Genomic DNA, 20351 nt, shown 5'->3' on the forward strand with positions numbered 1-20351 from the left:
GGGGAGGACGATTTCAGGAAACTCTCTGTCAGCCCGCCGCTTCGCCGCAATACCATCGGGTGCATCCGTAGCAGGCTCTCCTCCGTTTCCGCCCGCCCGGTCGTCTTCCCACGGCCGTCACGGGCCTACGGAGCATCGGGGGATGCACATGAACGTGGCTCCGCACCTGCTGACCGAGGACCGCGCCGAGTACGAGCGGGTCCTCGACGACGCACTGAGCACCGCCCACGCACGTCCGGAACTCGCCGGGGTCGGCACCCGGCTCACGGTCGCGCAACTGCGCTCGATGACGCTGAACGCGACGGCGCTCGTCACCTCCGCGGCCGCGAGCGAGTACGACCACTTCGTGAAGGTCCGCGAGCGGGACCGCGCGACCGCCGGGGCCCGCGCTCCGGCCCCGTACGACCTTCCCGGCCCCGGCGCGGGCGTCGTCGCGATCGTCACCGTCATGGTCCCGGTCCTCGCGGGCGCCGCCTCCGTCATCTTCCTGCTGGTCGGCGCGGTGCTGCACGCCCTCGCCCCCACCGTGGCGTTCGGCGCGACCCTGCTCACCGCCGGGCTCGTGTTCGGCTCGCTCGCCGCCGCCGGACTGCTCTGCGCGGCCGTCGGACTCCTCGTGACGGCCCTGCGCAACAGCCCCGTCGAGGTGAGCGCGGGCGGCCCGCCCGCCCCTCCGGACGACGAACTCTCCCGCGCCCGCGAGGCCTGGCGCCACGCCCTCCTCGAACGCGGCATCCTCCCCTTCCTGCGCCACGCCCTCGCCGCCGTCCCGCCGGATCCGGCCGGCCCCTGACGCGCCGGACCGGCCCGCGCCTCCCCCGGGGGGCGCGGGCCGGTCCGTGAGCGGACGGATCCGCTACTCCGCCAGCGGCAGGTAGACGCGGTTGCCGCTCGCGGCGAACTCCTTCGACTTCTCCGCCATGCCGGCCTCGATCTCCTGCGCCGTACCGCCGTGTTCACGGCGGATGTCCTGGGAGATCTTCATCGAGCAGAACTTCGGACCGCACATCGAGCAGAAGTGCGCGGTCTTCGCGGGCTCCGCCGGCAGCGTCTCGTCGTGGAACTCGCGCGCGGTGTCCGGGTCGAGCGCCAGGTTGAACTGGTCCTCCCAGCGGAACTCGAAGCGCGCGTCCGAGAGCGCGTCGTCCCACTCCTGCGCGCCCGGGTGCCCCTTGGCGAGGTCCGCCGCGTGGGCCGCGATCTTGTACGTGATGACGCCGGTCTTCACGTCGTCGCGGTTGGGCAGGCCCAGGTGCTCCTTGGGCGTCACGTAGCAGAGCATCGCCGTGCCCCACCAGGCGATCATCGCCGCGCCGATGCCGGAGGTGATGTGGTCGTAGGCGGGCGCCACGTCCGTGGTCAGCGGGCCGAGCGTGTAGAACGGCGCCTCCTCGCAGATCTCCTGCTGGAGGTCGATGTTCTCCTTGATCTTGTGCATCGGGACGTGCCCGGGGCCCTCGATCATCGTCTGCACGTGGTGACGCTTGGCGATCGTGTTCAGCTCGCCGAGCGTCCTCAACTCGGCGAACTGCGCCTCGTCGTTGGCGTCCGCGATCGAACCGGGCCGCAGGCCGTCGCCGAGCGAGTACGTGACGTCGTACGCCGCCAGGATCTCGCAGAGCTCCTCGAAGTGCGTGTAGAGGAAGTTCTCCTCGTGGTGCGCGAGGCACCAGGCGGCCATGATCGAGCCGCCGCGCGAGACGATGCCGGTCTTGCGGCGCGCGGTGAGCGGCACGTACGGCAGAAGTACGCCGGCGTGCACCGTCATGTAGTCGACGCCCTGCTCGGCCTGCTCGATCACCGTGTCCTTGTAGATCTCCCAGCTCAGCTCCTCGGCCTTGCCGTCGACCTTCTCCAGGGCCTGGTAGAGCGGCACGGTGCCGATCGGCACGGGGGAGTTGCGCAGCACCCACTCGCGGGTGGTGTGGATGTTGCGGCCGGTGGACAGGTCCATGACCGTGTCGGCGCCCCACTTGGTCGCCCAGGTCATCTTCTCCACCTCCTCCTCGATGGAGGAGGTGACGGCGGAGTTGCCGATGTTGGCGTTGACCTTCACCAGGAACCGCTTGCCGATGATCATCGGCTCGATCTCCGGGTGGTTGACGTTCGCCGGGAGCACGGCCCGCCCCGCCGCGATCTCCTCCCGCACGACCTCGGGTGAGACGTTCTCGCGGATCGCGACGTACTCCATCTCCGGCGTGATCTCGCCACGGCGGGCGTACGCGAGCTGCGTCACCGCCTGGCCGGAGCGGCCCCGGCGCGGCAGGCGGGGGCGGCCGGGGAAGACCGCGTCGAGGTTCTTGAGCCCGCCGCCGCGCGGCGAGGTGTGCTTGATGCCGTCGTCCTCGGGGCGGGCCGGGCGGCCCGCGTACTCCTCGGTGTCACCGCGCGCGATGATCCAGTTCTCGCGCAGCGGGGGCAGGCCCCGCCGCACGTCGGTGTCGACGGTGGGGTCGGTGTACGGGCCGGACGTGTCGTACAGCGTGACGTCCCTGCCGTTGGTGAGGTGCACCTGACGGACCGGAACCCGCAGGTCGGGGCGCGAGCCCTGGACGTATCCCTTGTGCCAGCCCGGCGTGCGTCCGCCGGACTGGTCGTTCTGGTCGGAGGCAGGCGTGCGTGCGTCCTGAATGGTCATGAGACCGATCTCCCTACGCCGGCATTACCCGGTAACAGGTTCGGCGGTCGGCGCAGCCTCCTCCCGTACGTACATCGGTACGCGCGTACGGTGATCAGCGCCCTCTCAGCCCGGTGCTCCGAGCTCCCGCGTGTGCAAAGGTGCCACCACGCTAGCGTCATCCCGGGCGTGCTGAACAGTGGGCCCCCGCCGTTCTTGCGATGATCGGTCGGTGACTTCCCCCCAGCAGACCCCCGAGCCGCACGACCACTCCCACGGTCCGGGCCCCTCCCACGGCCATGGATCCGGGCATGGGCACAGCCACAGCCACGGGCCCGCCGCGCCCGTGTCCCGGCATCTGCGCAAGGTCATCGCCGCCGTCCTGGTTCCCTTCGCCACCGCCGTCCTGGTCGGGCTGGCGGTCCTGTGGCCCGGCGGCGCCCCGCCGCACGAGCGCACCGGTGTCGGCTTCGACCGGCAGACCGAGCAGGGCAAGGTCGTCTCCGTCGAGTACGTCGACTGCAAGACCGTGAACGCCGGCCAGGTCCCGCCGACCGGGGACACCTCCACCCCGGAGGGACGCGAGGCGGTCGAGGCCCAGCAGGGAGAGTGCAAGAAGGCGACGGTCGAGGTCACCACCGGCCCGAACAAGGGGCGCGAGTTCACCGAGATCGTGCAGCCGGGCGCACCGCGCCAACTGGAGGAGGGTCAGGGCGTGGTGGTGGCGTACGCCCCCGACGCCCCGTATGACCTCCAGTACTCGGTGACGGACGTGAACCGGAAGGTGCCGTTGGCGGTGCTCGCCGGCATCTTCGCCCTCGCGGTCGTGGCGGTCGGGCGGATGCGGGGGCTCATGGCCCTGGTCGCGCTCGCCGTGAGCTTCCTGGTGCTGATGTTCTTCATCCTGCCCGCGATCCTGCAGGGGTCGAACCCGCTGGTGGTGGCAGTGGTCGGGTCGAGCGCGATCATGCTGATCGCGCTCTACATGTGCCACGGCCTGTCGGCCCGCACCTCGGTCGCGGTGCTCGGCACGCTGATCTCGCTGCTGCTCATCGGGCTGCTCGGCTCGCTCTTCATCGGCTGGGCCTCGCTCAGCGGCAACACCGACGACAACACCGGTCTGATCCACGGACTCTATCCGGACATCGACATGTCCGGTCTGCTGCTGGCCAGTGTGATCATCGGTTCCCTCGGCGTGCTCGACGACGTGACGGTCACCCAGACCTCGGCCGTCTGGGAGCTGCACCAGGCCGATCCGGGCATGGGGCCGCGCGGCCTGTACCGGGCGGGGATCCGGATCGGCCGCGACCACATCGCCTCGGTCGTGAACACGCTGGTGCTCGCCTACGCGGGCGCCGCCCTGCCGCTGCTGCTGCTCTTCTCCATCGCGCAGAGCAGCATGGGGACGGTGGCCAACAGCGAGCTGGTGGCCGAGGAGATCGTCCGGACGCTGGTCGGCTCGATCGGTCTGGTGGCGTCCGTCCCGGTGACCACGGCGCTCGCGGCGCTCGTGGTCTCCGCCGACCGCGCCGAGGGCACCGGCCGCCCGGGGACCGGTGGCCGGAAGCCCTCGTCGGGGCGGGGCGGACGGCGCCGCCGCGCCAAGTGACCGAAAACCAAGGAGTGCTCCATCCGGTTCGTCGGCGTGCCGGCTCGGGGGGTCGGCTACGCAGAAGGGACCGGATCAGGACAACTCGGTGTCGGTGCGTCGATTTCAGGCCGGGCCGGCGTTCTCCTCGGCCAGGATCCGGCCCAGCGCCGCCTCCAGGTTGTCCTCGAAGTCACCGAGGGCCCGTTCCTGACCGAGCGGAACCAGCTTGTCCGTCCGGTCGAGGAAGGCGACGAGCGGTGGCGCGCTGGCCCGGAACAGGGCGCGGTCACCGCCGACCTGGAGCCGGATGGAGACGTCCGAGAGCCGCTCGGGCTCCGTCGGGGCGATGTGCACATCGCCGTCCCCGCTCGGCCGGTTGATCCCGTCGAGCAGCAGTTCACGGCCGAAGGCCCAGGTCACCGGTGCGTCCCCGGGGAGATGGAACGTCATCCGCACCGCGTAGGGATCCCGGGTCTCGTACCGCAGTTCGACCGGGATCTTGAAGGAGAGCTCCTCGGAGACGAGGAAGCTCATCAGGACCTCGGCCTGAACCGACTCTCGCATCATGTACCCCGCAGTAGATGAAGCAGTTGTGTAAACACAGCTGCTGAAAGCTGTGACCGAAACGGCCAGGAATGATCCCCCGTGGCCCTCTTGACGCAATCGTGCTGTAAGCACTAGCAGATCACAAGGAGTGATTTTTCAGATACTGATAGAGAACGCGAGCGCCCCGAAGAGCCTGTCGATCTCTGTGCGTAGTTGAACGACTGCTGGGAGCAACCGTTCTTGCTGGTGGAGGGGGAGAGAAATGGCCATTGCGGCCGCCGTGGAGCCCGCAGTGATGGGGATTGCGGCGCAGACCGTGCCGAGCGCATATTCCTGACGCTCCACCAGGGGCTCCATTCTCCCCAAACCACCCAAACGCTCCAAAAGCGCACTCTGGTTACTCACCGTGTACGGAGTGATGGATTCAACCGGGTGGCGGTCAAGGTGGTCTTGACGAGTTTTCGGATCGAGTTGACTCAGCAGGCACTGCCCGATCGCATGGGCGTGCGCCGTCTCGCGGAAATCCGCCCATTCCTCCACCGCGGGAGCGGAGGGGGTGTCGGCCACGGCGACGAGTTCGACCTCCCCCTCCCGGTAGACGGCGAAGTAGACCGGGACGCCGATCTCGTCCCGCCAGCGGGCGAGAGAGTTTTCGATCTTGATGCGACGATTCTGCACGGCTCCGTCGGCGGCGAGCCTGACGGCGGCGTCCCCCAGGACGAACACGCCCTTCTCGCGGAGCAGATAGCCCTCGTGCGTCAGGGTGCGGAGCAGGTGGTACGTGGTGGGCAGCGGAAGGCCCGTCTCGCGGGCGAGTTGTTTCGCCGGGGCGCCGTCCGCGTGGGAGGCCACGGCCTCCAGGAGTCTCAGCGCGCGCTGCACCGAGCCGATCAGGGTAGGAGCAGTTGTCCGCGTAGCCATGGCCGAAGGTCACCCCCAGGCGTGACGACGGATGCGTCGCACCCGCCCGCGGGGGCCGCCCCCGCGCCCGCCGGGCCTGGGAAACCGCTGGTCAGTAAGGAGGTCTACGCCTGTAGTCCCCATCGCGGCGGAGAGATTCCACTGTAGTGGCAGCCTTCGGGCCCCCGTCCCGTTCCGCCCGGTCCGTTCCCCCGCCCGGGCTAACGCTCTCCTCCGCCGCCGTACCGACGAGTGGCTTGTGTTACCGGTGCTCGTCCTCGGCCACTCGCCCGCCGGGATCGAGCCGCTGTGGCCGTGCTTCTGTGACCATGCTTCTGTGGCCGGGTCGTCTCGGCCGGTCCTCCGCTACCAGTCCTCGCGCGAGCGGCCGGAGGAGCTGAACTTCCTTACGACGTAGATCAGTCCGGCGACGAGGGCAACGAAGAGCAACACCTTGAAGAGCAGCCCGATCACGAAGGTCAGGACGCTGGTGATCAGTCCGCCGAAGACGAGCAGGGCGAGGGCGGGTATGGCGACCCACTTCACCCACCAGGGCGTTCCCGCGAGCATCTCCCGTACGGCCATCGTCCTACCTCGCTTCCGAAGATCCGTCCCGCGCACTCCGCGCCGAACACTCTCAAGGCTAGGCGTCCGAGGGGGCCGTCGGTGGCCCTGGGCCCCCCGCTCTCCCCTGATCCGTCCCCTAGGGGGACAGGGCTCGTCTCCCGGATCCGGGCCCGGGTTTCTCCGGCCCGCTCAGCCCTCCGGCGGCGAGAAGACCACCATGACCCGCAGGTCCTCGCTGATGTGGTGGAACTTGTGCTCCACCCCGGCCGGCACGTAGACCACGCTGCCGCGCGCCACCTGGGTCGTCTCCGTCCCGACCGTGATCGCCGCCCGGCCGCTCACCACGAAGTAGACCTCGTCCTGGCGATGCGGCTGCTGCGGGTCGAGTTCCCCGGCGTCGAGCGCGTACAGGCCGACCGACATGTTCCGCTCCCGCAGGAACTGGAGGTACGCGCCCTTGTTCGCGGCACGCTCCGCCTCCAGTTCGTCCAGCCGGAATGCCTTCATCGCCCGTCCGCCCCTGCCCTCGGTCCGATCACGTCTGCCACGATCAGACACATGATGAATTTCGTAGTCAAGACGCTCGCGAACGCGGGCGCCCTGGGAGTCGCCATCTGGCTGCTCCAGGACATCACCCTGACCGGTGAGAGCACCGGCGGGAAGGTCCTGGCCCTCATTCTCGTCGCACTGGTCTTCGGTCTGGTGAACGCCCTGGTGAAGCCGATCGTCCGGCTGTTCACGCTTCCCCTCTTCGTCCTGACGCTCGGCCTGTTCACCCTCGTGGTGAACGCCCTGATGCTGCTCCTCACCTCCTGGCTGGCCGACAAGCTCGACCTCAGCTTCCACGTGGAGGGCTTCTGGACCGCGGTCCTGGGCGGCCTGATCATCTCCGTCGTCTCCTGGGCACTGAACGTCGTGCTCCCCGACCGGGACTGAGGGGGCACCGTGACGTACGAGGAGCACACCTCCGGCCCCGCCCGGACGACCGCCGCGCTCGGCGACGGGACCCGCGCGGTGCGGGCCGGCCTCCCCGAGCCGGTGAAGTACGAGCCGACCCTTCCGGGACCGGTGTTCGCCGCCCACTACCACCTGCCGGGCGAGGCGACCGGTCCGTACACCTACGGCCGCGACGAGAACCCCACCTGGACCCGTCTGGAGCGGGCGATCGGCGAGTTGGAGGCACCGGGAGAGGAGGGCGTCGAGACGCTGGTCTTCGCCTCCGGCATGGCCGCGATCTCCGCCGTCCTCCTCTCCCAGCTGAAGTCCGGCGACGCCGTGGTCCTCCCGGTCGACGGCTACCAGGCGCTGCCTCTCCTCCACGAGCAGCTGCGGGCGTACGGGGTCGAGGTCCGCACCGCCCCGACCGGGGGAGACGGACAGCTCGCCGTCCTCGAAGGGGCCCGGCTGCTGTGGCTCGAGACCCCGTCCAATCCCGGGCTCGACGCCTGCGACATCCGCCGCCTGGTACGTGAGGCGCACGCCGTGGGCGCGCTCGTCGCCGTCGACAACACCCTGGCCACGCCGCTCGGTCAGCGGCCCCTGGAGCTGGGCGCGGACTTCTCCGTCGCCAGCGACACCAAGGGCATGACCGGGCACGGCGACATCCTGCTCGGCCATGTGAGCTGCCGCGATCCCGAGCGGGCGGCGGAGGTGCGGCGCTGGCGCAAGATCGTCGGCGCCATTCCCGGCCCCATGGAGGCCTGGCTCGCCCACCGCTCGCTCGCCACGCTCCACCTGCGGATCGACCGGCAGTGCTCGACCGCCCTGGAACTGGCACGGACGCTCGCCGGCCGGGCGGACGTCACCGGCCTGCGCTACCCGGGGCTGCCCGGTGACCCCTCGTACGCCGTGGCCTCCCGGCAGATGCGGCGCTTCGGACCGGTGGTCTCCTTCGAGCTGGCGGACCGGAAGCGGGCCGAGCGGTTCCTGGAGGAGCTGCGGCTCGTGGACGACGCCACCAGCTTCGGCGGGGTGCGCTCCACGGCGGAGCGGCGCGGGCGCTGGGGCGGGGACGCGGTCACGGAGGGCTTCATCCGCTTCTCCGTCGGCGCCGAGGACCCCGAGGACCTGATCGCCGATGTGCTGCGCGCCCTCGACGTGTCCGGTGCCACCGACTGAGCGTGTCCGGTGCCACCGGCTGGGCATGTCCGGTGCCACCGGCTGAGCTGCGGGGACGGGTCTCCCCGCAGGGAGCGGGGCGCTCCGAGCCTCCCCCTCGTGGCTCGGAACGCCCTCGGTTCCACGTGATTCCACGCGCGGAAACCTTCTGCACAAGGCTAGTTGACCGAATGTCAGTGTCCAATCACGGTAGCGACAGAGACCTATCGACTTATTTATAGTTGGACGGTCCTGAGGCGTTGTCAGCCGACCGCCTGAGTCGAACGGCCCCGCGGCCGGGAGAGGGCGGACATGGATCTTGCCCTACTACGGACGTTCGTCACGGTGCACCGGGCCGGTTCCTTCACCCGGGCCGCGGCCCTCCTGGGCCTCTCGCAGCCCGCGGTCACCAGCCAGATCCGGACGCTCGAACGCCAGTTGGGGCGGCCCCTCTTTCTCCGGCGGGCGCGCGGCGTCACCCCGACCAGCATCGGCGACGAACTGGCGCACCGCGCCGCCCCGCACCTGGACGCCCTCGTCGAGATCACCGAGACCGGACTCGACGAGGAGAGCGGCGTCCGGACCCTCCACGTCGCCGGACCCCCGGAGTTCACCGCGCTCCGCGTACTGCCCGCCCTCACCCCGCTGGTCGGCCGTGGCCTCGCCGTGCGGACCTCCCTCCCCGTCACCACGGAGGAGATCCTCGACGGACTCGCCGCCGGCCACCACGACCTCGCCGTCACCACCGCCCGCCCGCGCGGTGGCCTGCTCGTCTCCACCCCGCTCTGCGACGAGGAGCACGTCCTGGTCGCGGCGCCCCGCTGGGCGGCCCGGCTCTCCCCCGAGGTGCTCCTGAGCAAGGGCGCCGTGGTCCTGGAGCAGCTTCCGGTGGTCGAGGTGCACGAGTCGCTGCCGTTCGTGTCCCGCTACTGGGCGAGCGTCTTCGACACCGGACCGGCCGCCGCCGCCACCGTGATCGCCCCCGATCTGCGGGCCGTGCGGGACTCCGCCGCCTCCGGGGCGGGGCTCGCCGTCCTGCCGCGCTATCTGTGCGAGGAGGCCCTGGAACAGGGGCGCCTCGTGGCCCTCCTCGATCCCCCGGTGCCGCCGCTGCGGACCTACTTCCTGGTCGTACGGACGGGGACGCTCGCGCTCGCGCACCTCGCCCGGGCGCACGAGGCGCTGCTGAGCGCCGCCGCGGACTGGTGACTCCCCCGACGGGACCGTTCCATTTCCCCGTCTCCCCGCCGGACCGTCGCGTTTCAGTCCCCTTCGAACGGGCCATTTTCTTCACATGACCGAACGGCCCGTGATCAAGCGCACCGCACGCGCCATCCTGCTCGACGGGGGCGACCTCGTCCTCATCAAGCGGACCAAGCCGGGGATGGATCCCTACTGGGTCACACCCGGCGGCGGCGTGGAGCCCACCGACTCCACCGTCGTCGAAGCCCTGCACCGGGAAGTGCTCGAAGAACTCGGCGCGAAGATCACCGATGTGGTTCCCTGTTTCGTCGACACCGTCGAGCACATCGTCGACGGCGGTGTCTCCGGGGTGAAGGTCCAGCACTTCTTCGTGTGCCGGCTCGGCTCCATGGATACCTCCCTGCGGCACGGGCCCGAGGTGGAGGAGCCCGTCGGCGAGTACGAGATCGTGCGGGTGCCCTTCACCCGGGTCGGCATCGCGGCCGTGCACCTCGTCCCGCTCTCCCTGCGTCATTACCTCGACGGCAACATCGAGGGAGTCCGCGCGATGCACGCCCCGGACCTGGGCTGACCGGACCCGGGTCAGACCGGTTTGGCCCGGCCGGACCCGGCCCGGGTCAGCCGGAAACCGTGGGAGCCAGTTCGGCCAGGAAGTCGTGGCGGATGCGTTCCGAGGGGACGCCCGCTCCCCGCAGCGCGTCCACCCCGCACCTCACCATGTCCAGCGGGCCCGAGAGGTAAGCGTCGCGCTCGCCCCAGGGGCCGTAGCGGCAGACGGCGTCCGGGAGGGGTCCCTGCGCCCCGGTGACCGGGTGGACGGAGAGCCACGGGAAGGTCTTCTGGAGCCGCAGCATCGTGTCGATGTCGTAGAGGTCGTGACCGCTGCGCGCCCCGTAGAAGACGTCGACCAGCCGCCGGTCCCCGTGCTCGGCGACGTCCTCGACCAGGGCCTTGATCGGCGCTATCCCCGTGCCGCCGCCCAGACAGAGCAGCCCGGTGTCCGTGGAGTGGTCGACCGTCATGGAGCCGCCCGGCGGCCCGAGCCGCAGCACGTCCCCGGGGCGGGCCCGGTGGACCAGCGCGTTGGACACCCATCCGGCCGGGACGGCCTTGACGTGGAGGGAGAGCAGCCCGTCCGGCCGCGGCGCCGAGGCGAAGGAGTAGTGGCGCCAGATCCGCGGCCACCACGGCGTCTCCAGCGTCGTGTACTGCCCGGCCAGGAAGGGGTACGGCTGGTCGGGCCGGAGCGTGACGACGGCGACGTCCGGGGTGCGCAGGTCGTGGGAGACCACTTCGGCGTGCCACCAGGCGGGGGCGGACCGTTCGTCCTCCGCCGCCGCGTCGATCATGATCTGGGAGATCGTCGTGTACGTGCGCACCCATGCCGCCTGGGTCGCGTCGTCCCAGCTCGTCGTCGCGTACCGGGCGAGGGCTCCGATGAGGGCCTCACCGACGGCCGGGTAGTGGGCGGGGTGGGTGCCGTACTTGCGATGGCCCCGACCGAGGTTCTCCAGGTACGCGGTGAGGACCGGGGCGTTGTCCAGGTGCTCGGCCGCCGTCAGGAGGGCCTTGAGCAGCCGGTCCCGCTGGGCGTCCATGGCGACGGGGAACATGTCGCGCAGCCCGGGGCTCCGCACGAAGAGCAGGGCGTAGAAGTACGAGGTCACCCGGTCGGCGACCGGTGCGATCTCCGCCAGGGTGCGGCGGACGAGGACCGCGTCGGCGGAGGGGCCTCGGGTTGCGGGGGGTTCCTTCCCGTCCACCGCCGGGGGTTCGTGCCCGTCCGCGTCCTTCGCGTCCGTCGTGGTGGTCGGAGCATCCATCATGTGCCTCGCCTTGTGCTGGCCGGGCTTCCGTGAACGCAGCATGGGGGGCCCGACCGCCTTCGGGGACAGAAAGTGGCGTTCTCGGTCCGTAGGGCCGGGTTTCTGGCTAAGCTGCGCTGTTTTGGAGCAGGGTTTCCTGACAGGTCGGGCTTCCTCCCATGGGCCAGGGCCCTTCCGGTGAGTACGGAACGTTTCACGTGAAACACCGTCCGTATGCCACGGGAGGGAACGATCAACCCTCCTGTGGCCGATCAGATCCGGTAAAGCGGTGGACGGAAGATCAATGCGTCGGACAGCCTGAAAGGCATGCCGATTCCTCCCGTCGCCCTGGCGCAGCTCCCCGTCCGGCGCCTCACCCCCGATGACCTCCTCGCCTGCGCCGACCTCTCCGAGAACCGGGAATGGCCCCGTGAAGAGCACAAGTGGGGTTTCCTGCTCACCGCCGGCACCGGCTACGGCATCGACGACCCCGCAGGTGAGGGACTGCTCGCCGGGTGCGTGGTCACCTCGTACGGTCCGGAACTCGCCGCGATCGGCATGGTGCTCGTCGCCGAGCGGTACGCACGCCAAGGGGTGGGGCGCCGATTCATGCGGCACGTCCTGGAAGAGGCCGGGGACACCCCGCTCACCCTGCACGCCACGGCGAACGGGCAGCCCCTCTACGAGCAGCTGGGCTTCGCGCAGACGTCCCGTTCGGAGATGGTGCGCGGACGCTTCACCTTCACCACGCCCCCTCCGGCCGTTCCGGTCCGTCCGGCGACGGCGGAGGACCTCCAGGCGATCCTCCGCCTGGACCTGGAGGTCTTCGGTCTGGACCGTACCCATGTGATCACCCGGCTTCCCGCCTTCGCGGACCACCTCCGGGTCGCGGAGGAGGACGGCGAGATCACGGGCTTCGCGGCGGCCTGGCCCAATATGGACACCCATGTCGTCGGACCGCTGATCGCTCGGGACCCGGCCACGGCCAAGGCCCTGATCGCCTCCCTGGCCGCCGCCACCGACCGGCCCCTGCGCACGGACATCGACGTGCGCCACACGTCCCTGCTGAGCTGGGTGAAGGAGAACGGCATCGACTCCATCACCACGAACGCGGTGATGGTCCGCTCCCTGCCGGACCTCCCCGGCGACTGGCGCCGTCGCTTCGCTCCCCTCACGGTCGCGGCCGGGTAGCTCCTCCAGCACGGCGGCCGGAAGCCGGGCGGCGCGCGGGGCCGCCATGGCCCTTCTGGCTCCCGGCTCCTGCCACCTGGCTTCTGACTTCTGATTACCGGCTTCCCGGTCGCCCGAGAACAGATTTACTTGCAGACGCCCATTATTGCGTCTCATCCTTTACGCTGGATTCGAGCCGCTCCGGCGCCGAGGAGAGACCGAGGAGAGACCATGACCGCGACGGACCCCGCACTCACCGCGCTCTCCCAGCGCTGGTGCGCCCTCTCCCTGCTGCACGGCAGGATCGAGTCCCACCTTGAGCGCGCTCTGGAGTCCCGTCACGGTCTGAGCGTGCGGGAGTACTCGCTGCTCGACGTCCTCAGCCGCCAGCACAACGGCCCCGGCGGCCACCTCCAGATGAAGCAGGTAGCCGACGCGGTCGTGCTCAGCCAGAGCGCCACCACCCGGCTCGTCACCCGCTTGGAGGACCGCGGCCTGCTCACCCGGTACCTCTGCGCCACCGACCGGCGCGGCATCTACACCGACGTGACCGAGGAGGGCCTGAAGCTCCTCGAAGAGGCCCGCCCCACCAATGACGGCGCCCTGCGCGAGGCCCTCGACGAAGCGGCCAAGAACCCCGAGCTGGCCCCGCTGGTCCAGGTCGTGGAGGGTGCGGGCGTCCCCGTCTGAATCGGACGCGGAGAAGGCCGGGCGTACGCTGCGGCCCATGAGCGATCTTGAGATACGTCCGACCACCGTGGAGGACCTGCCGGCCATCGTCGCGATGCTCGCCGACGACCCCTTGGGCGCGCAGCGGGAATCCCCCGACGACCTCGCCCCGTACCTCGCCGCTTTCGAGCGGCTGGCGGACGATCCCCACCAGCTTCTCGTCGTCGCCGCCCGTGGGGGCAAGGTCGTCGGCACCCTGCAGCTGACGATCATCCCGGGGCTCTCCCGTCAGGGAGCCACCCGCTCGATCATCGAAGCCGTCCGCATCCACGCGGACGAGCGGGGCAACGGCCTCGGAACGCAGCTCATCGAGTGGGCGGTCGAGGAGTCCGGTCGGCAGGGCTGCAGCCTGGTCCAGCTGACTTCGGACGCCACCCGCACCGATGCCCACCGCTTCTACGAGCGGCTCGGCTTCGAGGCCTCCCACGTGGGCTTCAAGAAGTCCCTCTGACTCTCGCCCACTTCGGGCCCGGCTCTCTCGCCTCCTTCCGGTCCTTCCGGCCTGGTGCGCTGTTTCACGTGAAACGCCCGGTTTCACGTGAAACAGCCGCCCGTGGCTCAGAGGCCGCGCCAGCCCTCCTCGTCCACGCCTCCCGGCACCGCGCCCCCCGGCTCGTACGGCTCGCGCGTGAAGACGAAGGACCCGAGGTCGAGATGGCTCACCCTCCCGTCGGGGCGCCGCACCACCCGGAGCGTCTCCCCTTCGTAGTAACCGTTCAGTCCGACCCAGCCACCGTCGGGCAGCGCCCGGAAACGGGCCCGCCGCCCGGGGCCACGCAGGGGTTCGAGCACCACACCGCGCTCGGAACCGAGCCGCAGTCCGTAGGCGTACGTGCCCCAGTACCAGGGCCCGGTCAGGGACAGCAGCTCTTCGTCGACCTCCGCAACGGGGAGGGGGCGCCACGGCTCCGGGAACCTCGGCTCCGCCTCCGCCACGATCCGTACGAGATCGGCGGCCACGGCCCCCACCAGCGGCCCCGAGGTGGCGTTGGAGAGGGCGATCCCCGCGAGGCCGTCCTCCACGCTCGCCCACAGGCAGGCGACGAAGCCCGGCAGGGAGCCGGTGTGACCGATCAAGGTTCGGCCGTCCCTGCGGAGGAGCTGAAGTCCGAGCCCGTAGCTCCCCTCCCACTCGCCCTCACCGGGCGCGGAGGCCGGAGCGCGCATCTCCGCCACGGAGGCCGCGCCGAGCACCCGCTCGTCCCCTTCCGCGAGGAACGCGGCGAACCGGGCGAGGTCGGCCGCCGTCGACCAGAGCTGTCCCGCCGGCGCCATCAGGCCGAGGTCCTCGGACGGTTCGGGGAGCATCACATCGGCCCAGGGGTGCACCGCCCAGCCACCGGCGTGCGGAGCCACCGGATCGCCCGTCGTACGGTGCATCCCCAGCGGCTTCAGGATCTCGCGCCGCAGCACCTCCTCCCAGGGCCGCCCCCGCAGCTCCTCGACCAGTGAACCGAGCAGGGTGTAGCCGGGGTTGGAGTAGTGGTGACGGCGCCCCGGTGTCTGGAGGAAGGGCCGCTCCCCCAGGACGTCGGAGAGCCCCGGCCGCAGCGCGGCGGACGAACGCTCCCACCACGCACCGGGCGTCTCGGCGGTGAGTCCGCCGCTGTGACCCAGGAGTTGGGCGATCGTCACCTCGCCGACGCCCGTCCCCTTGAGGTGCGACTCCAGCGGATCGTCCAGCCGGAGGACCCCCTCGTCCCGCAGCCGCATCACCAGGACGGCGGTGAACACCTTGGTGATCGAGCCGATCCTGAACTGCGTGTCGGCGTCCGGCACGTGACCGTCCACGCAACTGCGCGATCCGCTCCACACGAGCTTCCCGTCACGGACCACCGCCCCCACGAAGGAGGGCGTCCGTCCTTCGGCCTGGGCCACCGCGATCCGGTGCAGCAGGGCCCGCTCGGTCCCGGGCAGCAGAGCTTCGAAAGATGTCGTCATGAGGCCATCCAACGCGATCCCGCATCCCGGCGGACGCACGGCAGCAGATCCCGGATGACACGTCAGGTCTGGGCCATGTCCACGAAGCGGGAGTAGTGGCCCTGGAAGGCGACGGTGATCGTGGCCGTCGGGCCGTTTCGGTGCTTGCCGACGATGATGTCCGCCTCGCCCGCGCGCGGGGACTCCTTCTCGTAGGCGTCCTCGCGGTGCAGCAGGATCACCATGTCGGCGTCCTGCTCGATCGAGCCGGACTCACGCAGGTCGGAGACCATCGGCTTCTTGTCGGTGCGCTGCTCGGGACCACGGTTCAGCTGGGAGAGCGCGATCACCGGAAGCTCCAGTTCCTTGGCGAGGAGCTTGAGGTTTCGCGACATGTCGGAGACTTCCTGCTGACGGCTCTCCTGGCGCTTCGAACCACCCGACTGCATCAGCTGGAGGTAGTCGATGATCACGAGCTTGAGGCCGTTGCGCTGCTTGAGCCGCCGGCACTTCGCCCGGATCTCCATCATCGACAGGTTCGGCGAGTCGTCGATGTAGAGGGGGGCCTGGGAGACGTCCGGCATCCGGCGGGCCAGGCGCGTCCAGTCCTCGTCGGTCATCGTGCCGGAGCGCATGTGGTGGAGCGCGACCCGGGCCTCGGCCGAGAGCAGACGCATCGCGATCTCGTTGCGGCCCATTTCGAGGGAGAAGATGACGCTGGGCAGGTTGTGCTTGATGGAGGCCGCGCGGGCGAAGTCCAGGGCGAGCGTCGACTTACCCATGGCGGGACGGGCCGCGATGATGATCATCTGACCGGGGTGGAGACCATTGGTCAGCGAGTCGAGGTCGGTGAAGCCGGTCGGCACACCGGTCATCTCGCCGCTGCGGGAGCCGATCGCCTCGATCTCGTCGAGCGCCCCCTCCATGATGTCGCCGAGCGGCAGGTAGTCCTCGGTGGTGCGCTGCTCGGTGACGGCGTAGATCTCGGCCTGGGCCGAGTTCACGATCTCGTCGACGTCCCCGTCGGCCGCGTACCCCATCTGCGTGATCTTGGTGCCCGCCTCGACGAGGCGGCGCAGGACGGCGCGCTCGTGGACGATCTCGGCGTAGTACGAGGCATTGGCCGCGGTCGGCACCGACTGGACCAGGGTGTGGAGGTAGGAGGCCCCGCCGACCCGGGTGATCTCGCCGCGCTTGGTGAGCTCGGCGCCGACCGTGATCGGGTCGGCCGGCTCGCCCTTGGCGTAGAGGTCGAGGATCGCCGCGTAGACGGTCTCGTGCGCGGGCTTGTAGAAGTCGTTGCCCTTGATGATCTCCACGACGTCCGCGATGGCGTCCTTGGAGAGCAGCATGCCGCCGAGGACGGACTGCTCGGCGTCGAGGTCCTGCGGGGGGACGCGCTCGAACCCGGAGAGTCCGCCGTCCCAGGCGCCTTCGCCGCCCCGCTCGTGCTGGTCGTCGCGCCCGCGGCCGCGCCCGCGTTCACCCCGGGTACGGGTGGGGAGCCGGTCGCTCGGTCCGCTGTCGGCCCAGGGGTCGTCCAGGGCCTCGGGAACGCTCACCAAGCCACCTCCTCCGTCCGCTCCGCGGACCTAGCCGTGCCACTCTTTCACGCCACGGACCTGATCAGAGAGTGGCTTCACGACCGCTTCCGGGACGTCGGGCGACGGACCAGGGTAGGCCTGTGGAGAGCTCCAGCCAATCCAGTTATCCACAGGGCCTGTGGGTGAACGCCCAGATGCTGTGGAGAACTCGCCGGATCCTGTGCACAGAGCGGGGGACAGCCTTGTGGACAAACTCATAGCCCTCTCCACACCACCCATGTGACCTGCTCTTTTCCCATCCACCGGCTGTGGGGGAGAAAAAGTTTTCCTCCTGGGCCAAGATCAGAACAAACGGCTCACATCCGGAGCCCTTCGCTCTCCACAGGTAAGGGTCAGCAACACCTTGTATCTCTTACCTGTGGAAGATTAGATTGCTCCCATGAGTCAGGCTCCCCCGACCCCCAAGGCTGTCCGTCGTCAGCACGACCGCGAGATCGTCTCCCTCGCCCTGCCGGCCTTCGGCGCCCTCGTCGCCGAGCCGCTCTTCCTCATGGTCGACAGCGCCATCGTCGGCCACCTCGGCACCCCCCAGCTCGCGGGCCTCGCGATCGCCGCGGCACTGCTCTCCACCGCCGTCAGCGTCTTCGTCTTCCTCGCCTACGCCACCACGGCGGCCGTCGCCCGGCGCGTGGGCGCGGGCGACCTCCCGGCCGCCATCCGGCAGGGCATGGACGGCATCTGGCTCGCACTCCTCCTCGGCGCCGCCGTCGTCGCCCTGACCCTGCCCACCGCCCCCTGGCTCGTCGGTGTCTTCGGAGCGTCCGACACCGCCGCCCCCCACGCCGTCACTTACCTCCGGATCTCCAGCCTCGGCATCCCCGCCATGCTGGTGGTCCTGGCCGCCACCGGCGTCCTGCGCGGCCTCCAGGACACCCGTACACCGCTCTACGTGGCGATCGGCGGCTTCGCGGCCAACGGCGCGCTCAACCTCGGACTGGTCTACGGAGCCGGGCTCGGCATCGCGGGCTCCGCCTGGGGCACGGTCGTCGCCCAGTGCGGCATGGCCGTCGCGTACCTCATCGTGGTCGTGCGGGGCGCCCGCCGCCACGGCGCCTCCCTGCGTCCCGACGCGTCCGGCATCCGGGCCTCCGCCCGGGCCGGCGTCCCGCTCCTCGTCCGTACGCTCTCGCTGCGCGCGGTCCTGATGATCGCCACGGCCGTCGCGGCCCGGCTGGGGGACGCGGAGGTCGCCGCCCACCAGATCATCCTGTCCCTGTGGAGCCTGATGGCCTTCGCCCTCGACGCGATCGCCATCGCGGGCCAGGCCATCATCGGCCGCTACCTCGGCGCGGACGATCCCCGGGGCGCCCGGCAGGTCTGCCGCCGCATGGTCGAGTGGGGCGTGGTCTCCGGGGTGGTGCTCGGCGTGCTCCTGGTCGCCGCCCGTCCCCTGTTCGTCCCGCTCTTCACCGGTGACACCGCGGTCCAGGACACCTTGTTCCCGGCCCTGCTCGTGGTCGCGGTCTCCCAGCCGATCGCCGGGGTGGTCTTCGTCCTCGACGGTGTCCTCATGGGGGCGGGGGACGGCCCCTATCTGGCCTGGGCCATGCTGCTGACCCTCGTCGTCTTCGCTCCGGTCGCCCTGCTGGTACCGGCCCTCGGCGGCGGGCTCACCGCCGTGTGGTGGGCGATGACGCTGATGATGACGGTCCGGATGCTGACGCTCTGGCTCCGCGCCCGTTCGGGCCGCTGGATCGTCACGGGCGCCACCCGCTGACCCCACGCCTGCGCCGTTTCACGTGAAACGGCGCAAGCCCGCACACACGGCGGAAGGGCCGCACCCCGAGGGGTGCGGCCCTTCCTCACTGCTGAGCGCAGACTGCCGGAGGCAGCGTTACGCGGCGACGACCTCGACGCCGAGCTTCGCGGCAACCTCGGGGTGCAGACGCACGGACACCTGGTGCGAGCCCAGGGTCTTGATCGGCGAACCGAGCTCGACGCGACGCTTGTCGACGTCCGGGCCACCCGCGGTCTTGATCGCCGAGGCGATGTCGGCCGGGGTCACGGAGCCGAAGAGACGGCCGGCGTCGCCGGAGCGAACGGCCAGGCGCACCTTCGTGCCCTCGAGCTTGGCCTTGATCTCGTTGGCCTGCTCGATGGTCGCGATCTCGTGGATCTTGCGGGCGCGGCGGATCTGCGCCACGTCCTTCTCGCCGCCCTTGGTCCAGCGGATCGCGAAACCGCGCGGGACCAGGTAGTTGCGAGCGTAGCCGTCCTTGACGTCGACGACGTCGCCAGCGGTACCGAGGCCGGAAACCTCGTGGGTCAGGATGATCTTCATTGGTCGGTCACCCTTTCCTTATCGCGCGGTGGACGTGTAGGGCAGCAGCGCCATCTCACGGCTGTTCTTGACGGCCGTGGCGACGTCACGCTGGTGCTGCGTGCAGTTGCCGGTCACGCGGCGGGCACGGATCTTGCCGCGGTCGGAAATGAACTTCCGCAGCATGTTCGTGTCCTTGTAGTCCACGTACACGGTCTTGTCCTTGCAGAACGCGCAGACCTTCTTCTTAGGCTTGCGCACAGGCGGCTTCGCCATGGTGTTTCTCCTGTGTGATCAAGAAGTGTGGGGTACGAGCCGCTTCGAGGGCGTCCCCGAAGGGATCCCTAGAAGGGGGGCTCGTCCGAGTAGCCGCCGCCGGAGTTCCCACCCCAGCCGCCACCGCCGCCGCCGGCCTGCTGGCCGCCGCCGGAGGAGGGAGCACCGGTCGCCCACGGGTCGTCGGCGGGAGCACCGCCGCCACCCTGCTGGCCGCCGCCGGAGTTTCCACCCCAGCCGCCACCGCCGCCGCCCTGCTGACCGCCACCGCCGCCGTATCCGCCCTGGCCGCCGCGACCGGTGGTCTTGGTGACCTTGGCCGTGGCGTTCTTGAGGCTGGGGCCGACTTCCTCGACGTCCAGCTCGTAGACCGTGCGCTTGACGCCCTCACGGTCCTCGTAGGACCGCTGCTTCAGTCGGCCCTGCACGACGACGCGCATGCCTCGCTGAAGCGACTCGGCGACGTTCTCCGCCGCCTGACGCCAGACCGAGCAGGTGAGGAAGAGGCTCTCGCCGTCCTTCCACTCGTTGGTCTGACGGTCGAAGGTGCGGGGAGTGGACGCGATACGGAACTTCGCGACCGCCGCACCGGACGGGGTGAAGCGCAGCTCGGGGTCGTCGACAAGATTGCCGACGACCGTGATGACGGTCTCGCCTGCCATGGGGGAACCTCTCGGCGGGATTGCTTCTGGCTGCTGTGTTGCTACTCGAACCCGATGACCTCTGAGCTAGGCGCTCAGTGGGTCTCGGGACGGAGGACCTTGGTCCGGAGGACCGACTCGTTCAGGTTGAGCTGGCGGTCGAGCTCCTTGACGACCGCAGGCTCGGCCTGCAGGTCGATGACCGAGTAGATGCCCTCGGGCTTCTTCTTGATCTCGTAGGCGAGACGACGACGGCCCCAGGTGTCGACCTTCTCGACCTTTCCGTTGCCCTCACGGACGACGGAGAGGAAGTTCTCGATCAGCGGGGAGACAGCGCGCTCCTCGAGATCGGGGTCGAGGATGACCATCACCTCGTAGTGACGCATGTGGAACCCACCTCCTTTGGACTCAGCGGCCACGGTCGT

General features: G+C 70.1%; 22 protein-coding genes and 1 riboswitch. Of the genes, 10 read left to right on the forward strand and 12 right to left on the reverse strand.

Annotated elements, in window-relative coordinates; all coding sequences use genetic code 11:
• Positions 1–142: 142 nt before the first annotated feature.
• The gene (locus ACFY7E_RS09365) at positions 143–793 is read left to right on the forward strand and encodes a hypothetical protein (protein WP_389482515.1); all 651 of its coding nucleotides are present in this window, start codon (positions 143–145) and stop codon (positions 791–793) included.
• Positions 794–856: 63 nt separating this feature from the next.
• Here ACFY7E_RS09365 and thiC read toward each other — a convergent pair whose 3' ends face one another.
• Positions 857–2638, reverse strand: a complete 1782-nt coding sequence (gene thiC / locus ACFY7E_RS09370; protein ID WP_383433259.1) for a phosphomethylpyrimidine synthase ThiC — start codon at positions 2636–2638, stop codon at positions 857–859.
• Positions 2632–2778, reverse strand: a riboswitch (TPP riboswitch). Its footprint overlaps the gene before it by 7 nt.
• A 71-nt stretch (positions 2779–2849) precedes the next feature.
• Between thiC and ACFY7E_RS09375 the strand changes: the two genes are divergently transcribed.
• On the forward strand, positions 2850–4226 hold the full coding sequence (locus ACFY7E_RS09375) for a YibE/F family protein (protein WP_389482518.1): 1377 nt from the start codon (positions 2850–2852) through the stop codon (positions 4224–4226).
• A gap of 105 nt (positions 4227–4331) precedes the next feature.
• Here the strand turns inward: ACFY7E_RS09375 and ACFY7E_RS09380 are convergent, their stop codons facing one another.
• The 4 genes from ACFY7E_RS09380 to ACFY7E_RS09395 form a co-directional block, all read right to left on the reverse strand.
• Positions 4332–4772 carry an SsgA family sporulation/cell division regulator gene (locus ACFY7E_RS09380; protein ID WP_125659784.1) on the reverse strand — a complete coding sequence of 147 codons (441 nt, stop codon included), beginning with the start codon at positions 4770–4772 and terminating at the stop codon, positions 4332–4334.
• A 138-nt stretch (positions 4773–4910) separates the two neighbouring features.
• Positions 4911–5675: an IclR family transcriptional regulator gene (locus tag ACFY7E_RS09385; RefSeq protein ID WP_383433264.1), complete on the reverse strand. Its 765-nt coding sequence runs from the start codon at positions 5673–5675 to the stop codon at positions 4911–4913.
• Positions 5676–6020: 345 nt separating this feature from the next.
• The gene (locus ACFY7E_RS09390; RefSeq protein WP_356539710.1) at positions 6021–6239 is read right to left on the reverse strand and encodes a DUF5326 family protein; all 219 of its coding nucleotides are present in this window, start codon (positions 6237–6239) and stop codon (positions 6021–6023) included.
• 171 nt (positions 6240–6410) lie between these two features.
• Positions 6411–6728, reverse strand: coding sequence for a cupin domain-containing protein (locus ACFY7E_RS09395; RefSeq protein WP_030206848.1), 318 nt, complete (start codon positions 6726–6728; stop codon positions 6411–6413).
• A 51-nt stretch (positions 6729–6779) separates the two neighbouring features.
• On the opposite strand from ACFY7E_RS09395, the gene ACFY7E_RS09400 reads away from it, so the two are divergent.
• From ACFY7E_RS09400 to ACFY7E_RS09415, 4 genes are all read left to right on the forward strand, one after another.
• A complete protein-coding gene (locus ACFY7E_RS09400) occupies positions 6780–7157 on the forward strand; it encodes a phage holin family protein (RefSeq protein ID WP_389482523.1) in 378 nt (125 codons plus the stop codon).
• A gap of 9 nt (positions 7158–7166) precedes the next feature.
• Positions 7167–8339: a cystathionine gamma-lyase gene (locus ACFY7E_RS09405; RefSeq protein ID WP_389482525.1), complete on the forward strand. Its 1173-nt coding sequence runs from the start codon at positions 7167–7169 to the stop codon at positions 8337–8339.
• 291 nt (positions 8340–8630) lie between these two features.
• The gene (locus ACFY7E_RS09410; RefSeq protein WP_389482527.1) at positions 8631–9527 is read left to right on the forward strand and encodes a LysR family transcriptional regulator; all 897 of its coding nucleotides are present in this window, start codon (positions 8631–8633) and stop codon (positions 9525–9527) included.
• 85 nt (positions 9528–9612) lie between these two features.
• Positions 9613–10092, forward strand: coding sequence for an NUDIX domain-containing protein (locus ACFY7E_RS09415; RefSeq protein WP_389482529.1), 480 nt, complete (start codon positions 9613–9615; stop codon positions 10090–10092).
• Between the two features lie 46 nt (positions 10093–10138).
• On the opposite strand, the gene ACFY7E_RS09420 is transcribed toward ACFY7E_RS09415, so the two are convergent.
• The gene (locus tag ACFY7E_RS09420; RefSeq protein WP_389483340.1) at positions 10139–11416 is read right to left on the reverse strand and encodes a globin domain-containing protein; all 1278 of its coding nucleotides are present in this window, start codon (positions 11414–11416) and stop codon (positions 10139–10141) included.
• Between the two features lie 237 nt (positions 11417–11653).
• Here ACFY7E_RS09420 and ACFY7E_RS09425 point away from each other — a divergent pair, with 237 nt between their 5' ends.
• The 3 genes from ACFY7E_RS09425 (at position 11654) to ACFY7E_RS09435 (ending at position 13676) form a co-directional block, all read left to right on the forward strand.
• A complete protein-coding gene (locus ACFY7E_RS09425; RefSeq protein WP_389482532.1) occupies positions 11654–12517 on the forward strand; it encodes a GNAT family N-acetyltransferase in 864 nt (287 codons plus the stop codon).
• Between the two features lie 210 nt (positions 12518–12727).
• Complete coding sequence (locus ACFY7E_RS09430) at positions 12728–13186, forward strand: MarR family winged helix-turn-helix transcriptional regulator (RefSeq protein WP_389482534.1); 459 nt, start codon at positions 12728–12730, stop codon at positions 13184–13186.
• Positions 13187–13223: 37 nt separating this feature from the next.
• On the forward strand, positions 13224–13676 hold the full coding sequence (locus ACFY7E_RS09435; protein ID WP_389482537.1) for a GNAT family N-acetyltransferase: 453 nt from the start codon (positions 13224–13226) through the stop codon (positions 13674–13676).
• Between the two features lie 107 nt (positions 13677–13783).
• Here the strand turns inward: ACFY7E_RS09435 and ACFY7E_RS09440 are convergent, their stop codons facing one another.
• A complete protein-coding gene (locus ACFY7E_RS09440; RefSeq protein ID WP_389482540.1) occupies positions 13784–15166 on the reverse strand; it encodes a serine hydrolase domain-containing protein in 1383 nt (460 codons plus the stop codon).
• 62 nt (positions 15167–15228) lie between these two features.
• Entirely contained in the window at positions 15229–16707 is a 1479-nt protein-coding gene (gene dnaB / locus ACFY7E_RS09445; protein WP_383433315.1) for a replicative DNA helicase, read from the reverse strand.
• Between the two features lie 421 nt (positions 16708–17128).
• Here dnaB and ACFY7E_RS09450 point away from each other — a divergent pair, with 421 nt between their 5' ends.
• Positions 17129–18466 (forward strand): MATE family efflux transporter, encoded by a 1338-nt coding sequence (locus ACFY7E_RS09450; protein ID WP_389482543.1) that lies wholly within the window; start codon positions 17129–17131, stop codon positions 18464–18466.
• Between the two features lie 117 nt (positions 18467–18583).
• On the opposite strand, the gene rplI is transcribed toward ACFY7E_RS09450, so the two are convergent.
• The 4 genes from rplI to rpsF all read right to left on the reverse strand — a co-directional run bounded on the left by rplI (position 18584) and on the right by rpsF (position 20312).
• Positions 18584–19030, reverse strand: a complete 447-nt coding sequence (gene rplI, locus ACFY7E_RS09455) for a 50S ribosomal protein L9 (protein WP_383433321.1) — start codon at positions 19028–19030, stop codon at positions 18584–18586.
• Between the two features lie 18 nt (positions 19031–19048).
• The gene (gene rpsR / locus ACFY7E_RS09460) at positions 19049–19285 is read right to left on the reverse strand and encodes a 30S ribosomal protein S18 (protein WP_003956534.1); all 237 of its coding nucleotides are present in this window, start codon (positions 19283–19285) and stop codon (positions 19049–19051) included.
• A gap of 68 nt (positions 19286–19353) precedes the next feature.
• Positions 19354–19947, reverse strand: coding sequence for a single-stranded DNA-binding protein (locus tag ACFY7E_RS09465; protein WP_383433324.1), 594 nt, complete (start codon positions 19945–19947; stop codon positions 19354–19356).
• 74 nt (positions 19948–20021) lie between these two features.
• Positions 20022–20312: a 30S ribosomal protein S6 gene (gene rpsF / locus ACFY7E_RS09470; RefSeq protein WP_015034882.1), complete on the reverse strand. Its 291-nt coding sequence runs from the start codon at positions 20310–20312 to the stop codon at positions 20022–20024.
• Positions 20313–20351: the final 39 nt, after the last annotated feature.

The sequence above is a fragment of the Streptomyces sp. NPDC012825 genome, assembly GCF_042900925.1.
GTDB lineage: Bacteria > Actinomycetota > Actinomycetes > Streptomycetales > Streptomycetaceae > Streptomyces.

Bases quoted from the DNA above. Each gene is read 5' to 3' on its own strand.
- ACFY7E_RS09390 (WP_356539710.1), bottom strand. From the start codon at position 6,239: ATGGCCGTACGGGAGATGCTCGCGGGAACGCCCTGGTGGGTGAAGTGG.
- rpsF (WP_015034882.1), bottom strand. From the start codon at position 20,312: ATGCGTCACTACGAGGTGATGGTCATCCTCGACCCCGATCTCGAGGAG.
- ACFY7E_RS09440 (WP_389482540.1), bottom strand. From the start codon at position 15,166: ATGACGACATCTTTCGAAGCTCTGCTGCCCGGGACCGAGCGGGCCCTG.
- ACFY7E_RS09400 (WP_389482523.1), top strand. From the start codon at position 6,780: ATGATGAATTTCGTAGTCAAGACGCTCGCGAACGCGGGCGCCCTGGGA.
- ACFY7E_RS09430 (WP_389482534.1), top strand. From the start codon at position 12,728: ATGACCGCGACGGACCCCGCACTCACCGCGCTCTCCCAGCGCTGGTGC.
- ACFY7E_RS09385 (WP_383433264.1), bottom strand. From the start codon at position 5,675: ATGGCTACGCGGACAACTGCTCCTACCCTGATCGGCTCGGTGCAGCGC.
- ACFY7E_RS09395 (WP_030206848.1), bottom strand. From the start codon at position 6,728: ATGAAGGCATTCCGGCTGGACGAACTGGAGGCGGAGCGTGCCGCGAAC.
- ACFY7E_RS09415 (WP_389482529.1), top strand. From the start codon at position 9,613: ATGACCGAACGGCCCGTGATCAAGCGCACCGCACGCGCCATCCTGCTC.
- ACFY7E_RS09380 (WP_125659784.1), bottom strand. From the start codon at position 4,772: ATGCGAGAGTCGGTTCAGGCCGAGGTCCTGATGAGCTTCCTCGTCTCC.
- ACFY7E_RS09435 (WP_389482537.1), top strand. From the start codon at position 13,224: ATGAGCGATCTTGAGATACGTCCGACCACCGTGGAGGACCTGCCGGCC.
- ACFY7E_RS09450 (WP_389482543.1), top strand. From the start codon at position 17,129: ATGAGTCAGGCTCCCCCGACCCCCAAGGCTGTCCGTCGTCAGCACGAC.
- thiC (WP_383433259.1), bottom strand. From the start codon at position 2,638: ATGACCATTCAGGACGCACGCACGCCTGCCTCCGACCAGAACGACCAG.
- rpsR (WP_003956534.1), bottom strand. From the start codon at position 19,285: ATGGCGAAGCCGCCTGTGCGCAAGCCTAAGAAGAAGGTCTGCGCGTTC.
- ACFY7E_RS09410 (WP_389482527.1), top strand. From the start codon at position 8,631: ATGGATCTTGCCCTACTACGGACGTTCGTCACGGTGCACCGGGCCGGT.
- ACFY7E_RS09425 (WP_389482532.1), top strand. From the start codon at position 11,654: ATGCCGATTCCTCCCGTCGCCCTGGCGCAGCTCCCCGTCCGGCGCCTC.
- ACFY7E_RS09365 (WP_389482515.1), top strand. From the start codon at position 143: ATGCACATGAACGTGGCTCCGCACCTGCTGACCGAGGACCGCGCCGAG.
- rplI (WP_383433321.1), bottom strand. From the start codon at position 19,030: ATGAAGATCATCCTGACCCACGAGGTTTCCGGCCTCGGTACCGCTGGC.
- ACFY7E_RS09465 (WP_383433324.1), bottom strand. From the start codon at position 19,947: ATGGCAGGCGAGACCGTCATCACGGTCGTCGGCAATCTTGTCGACGAC.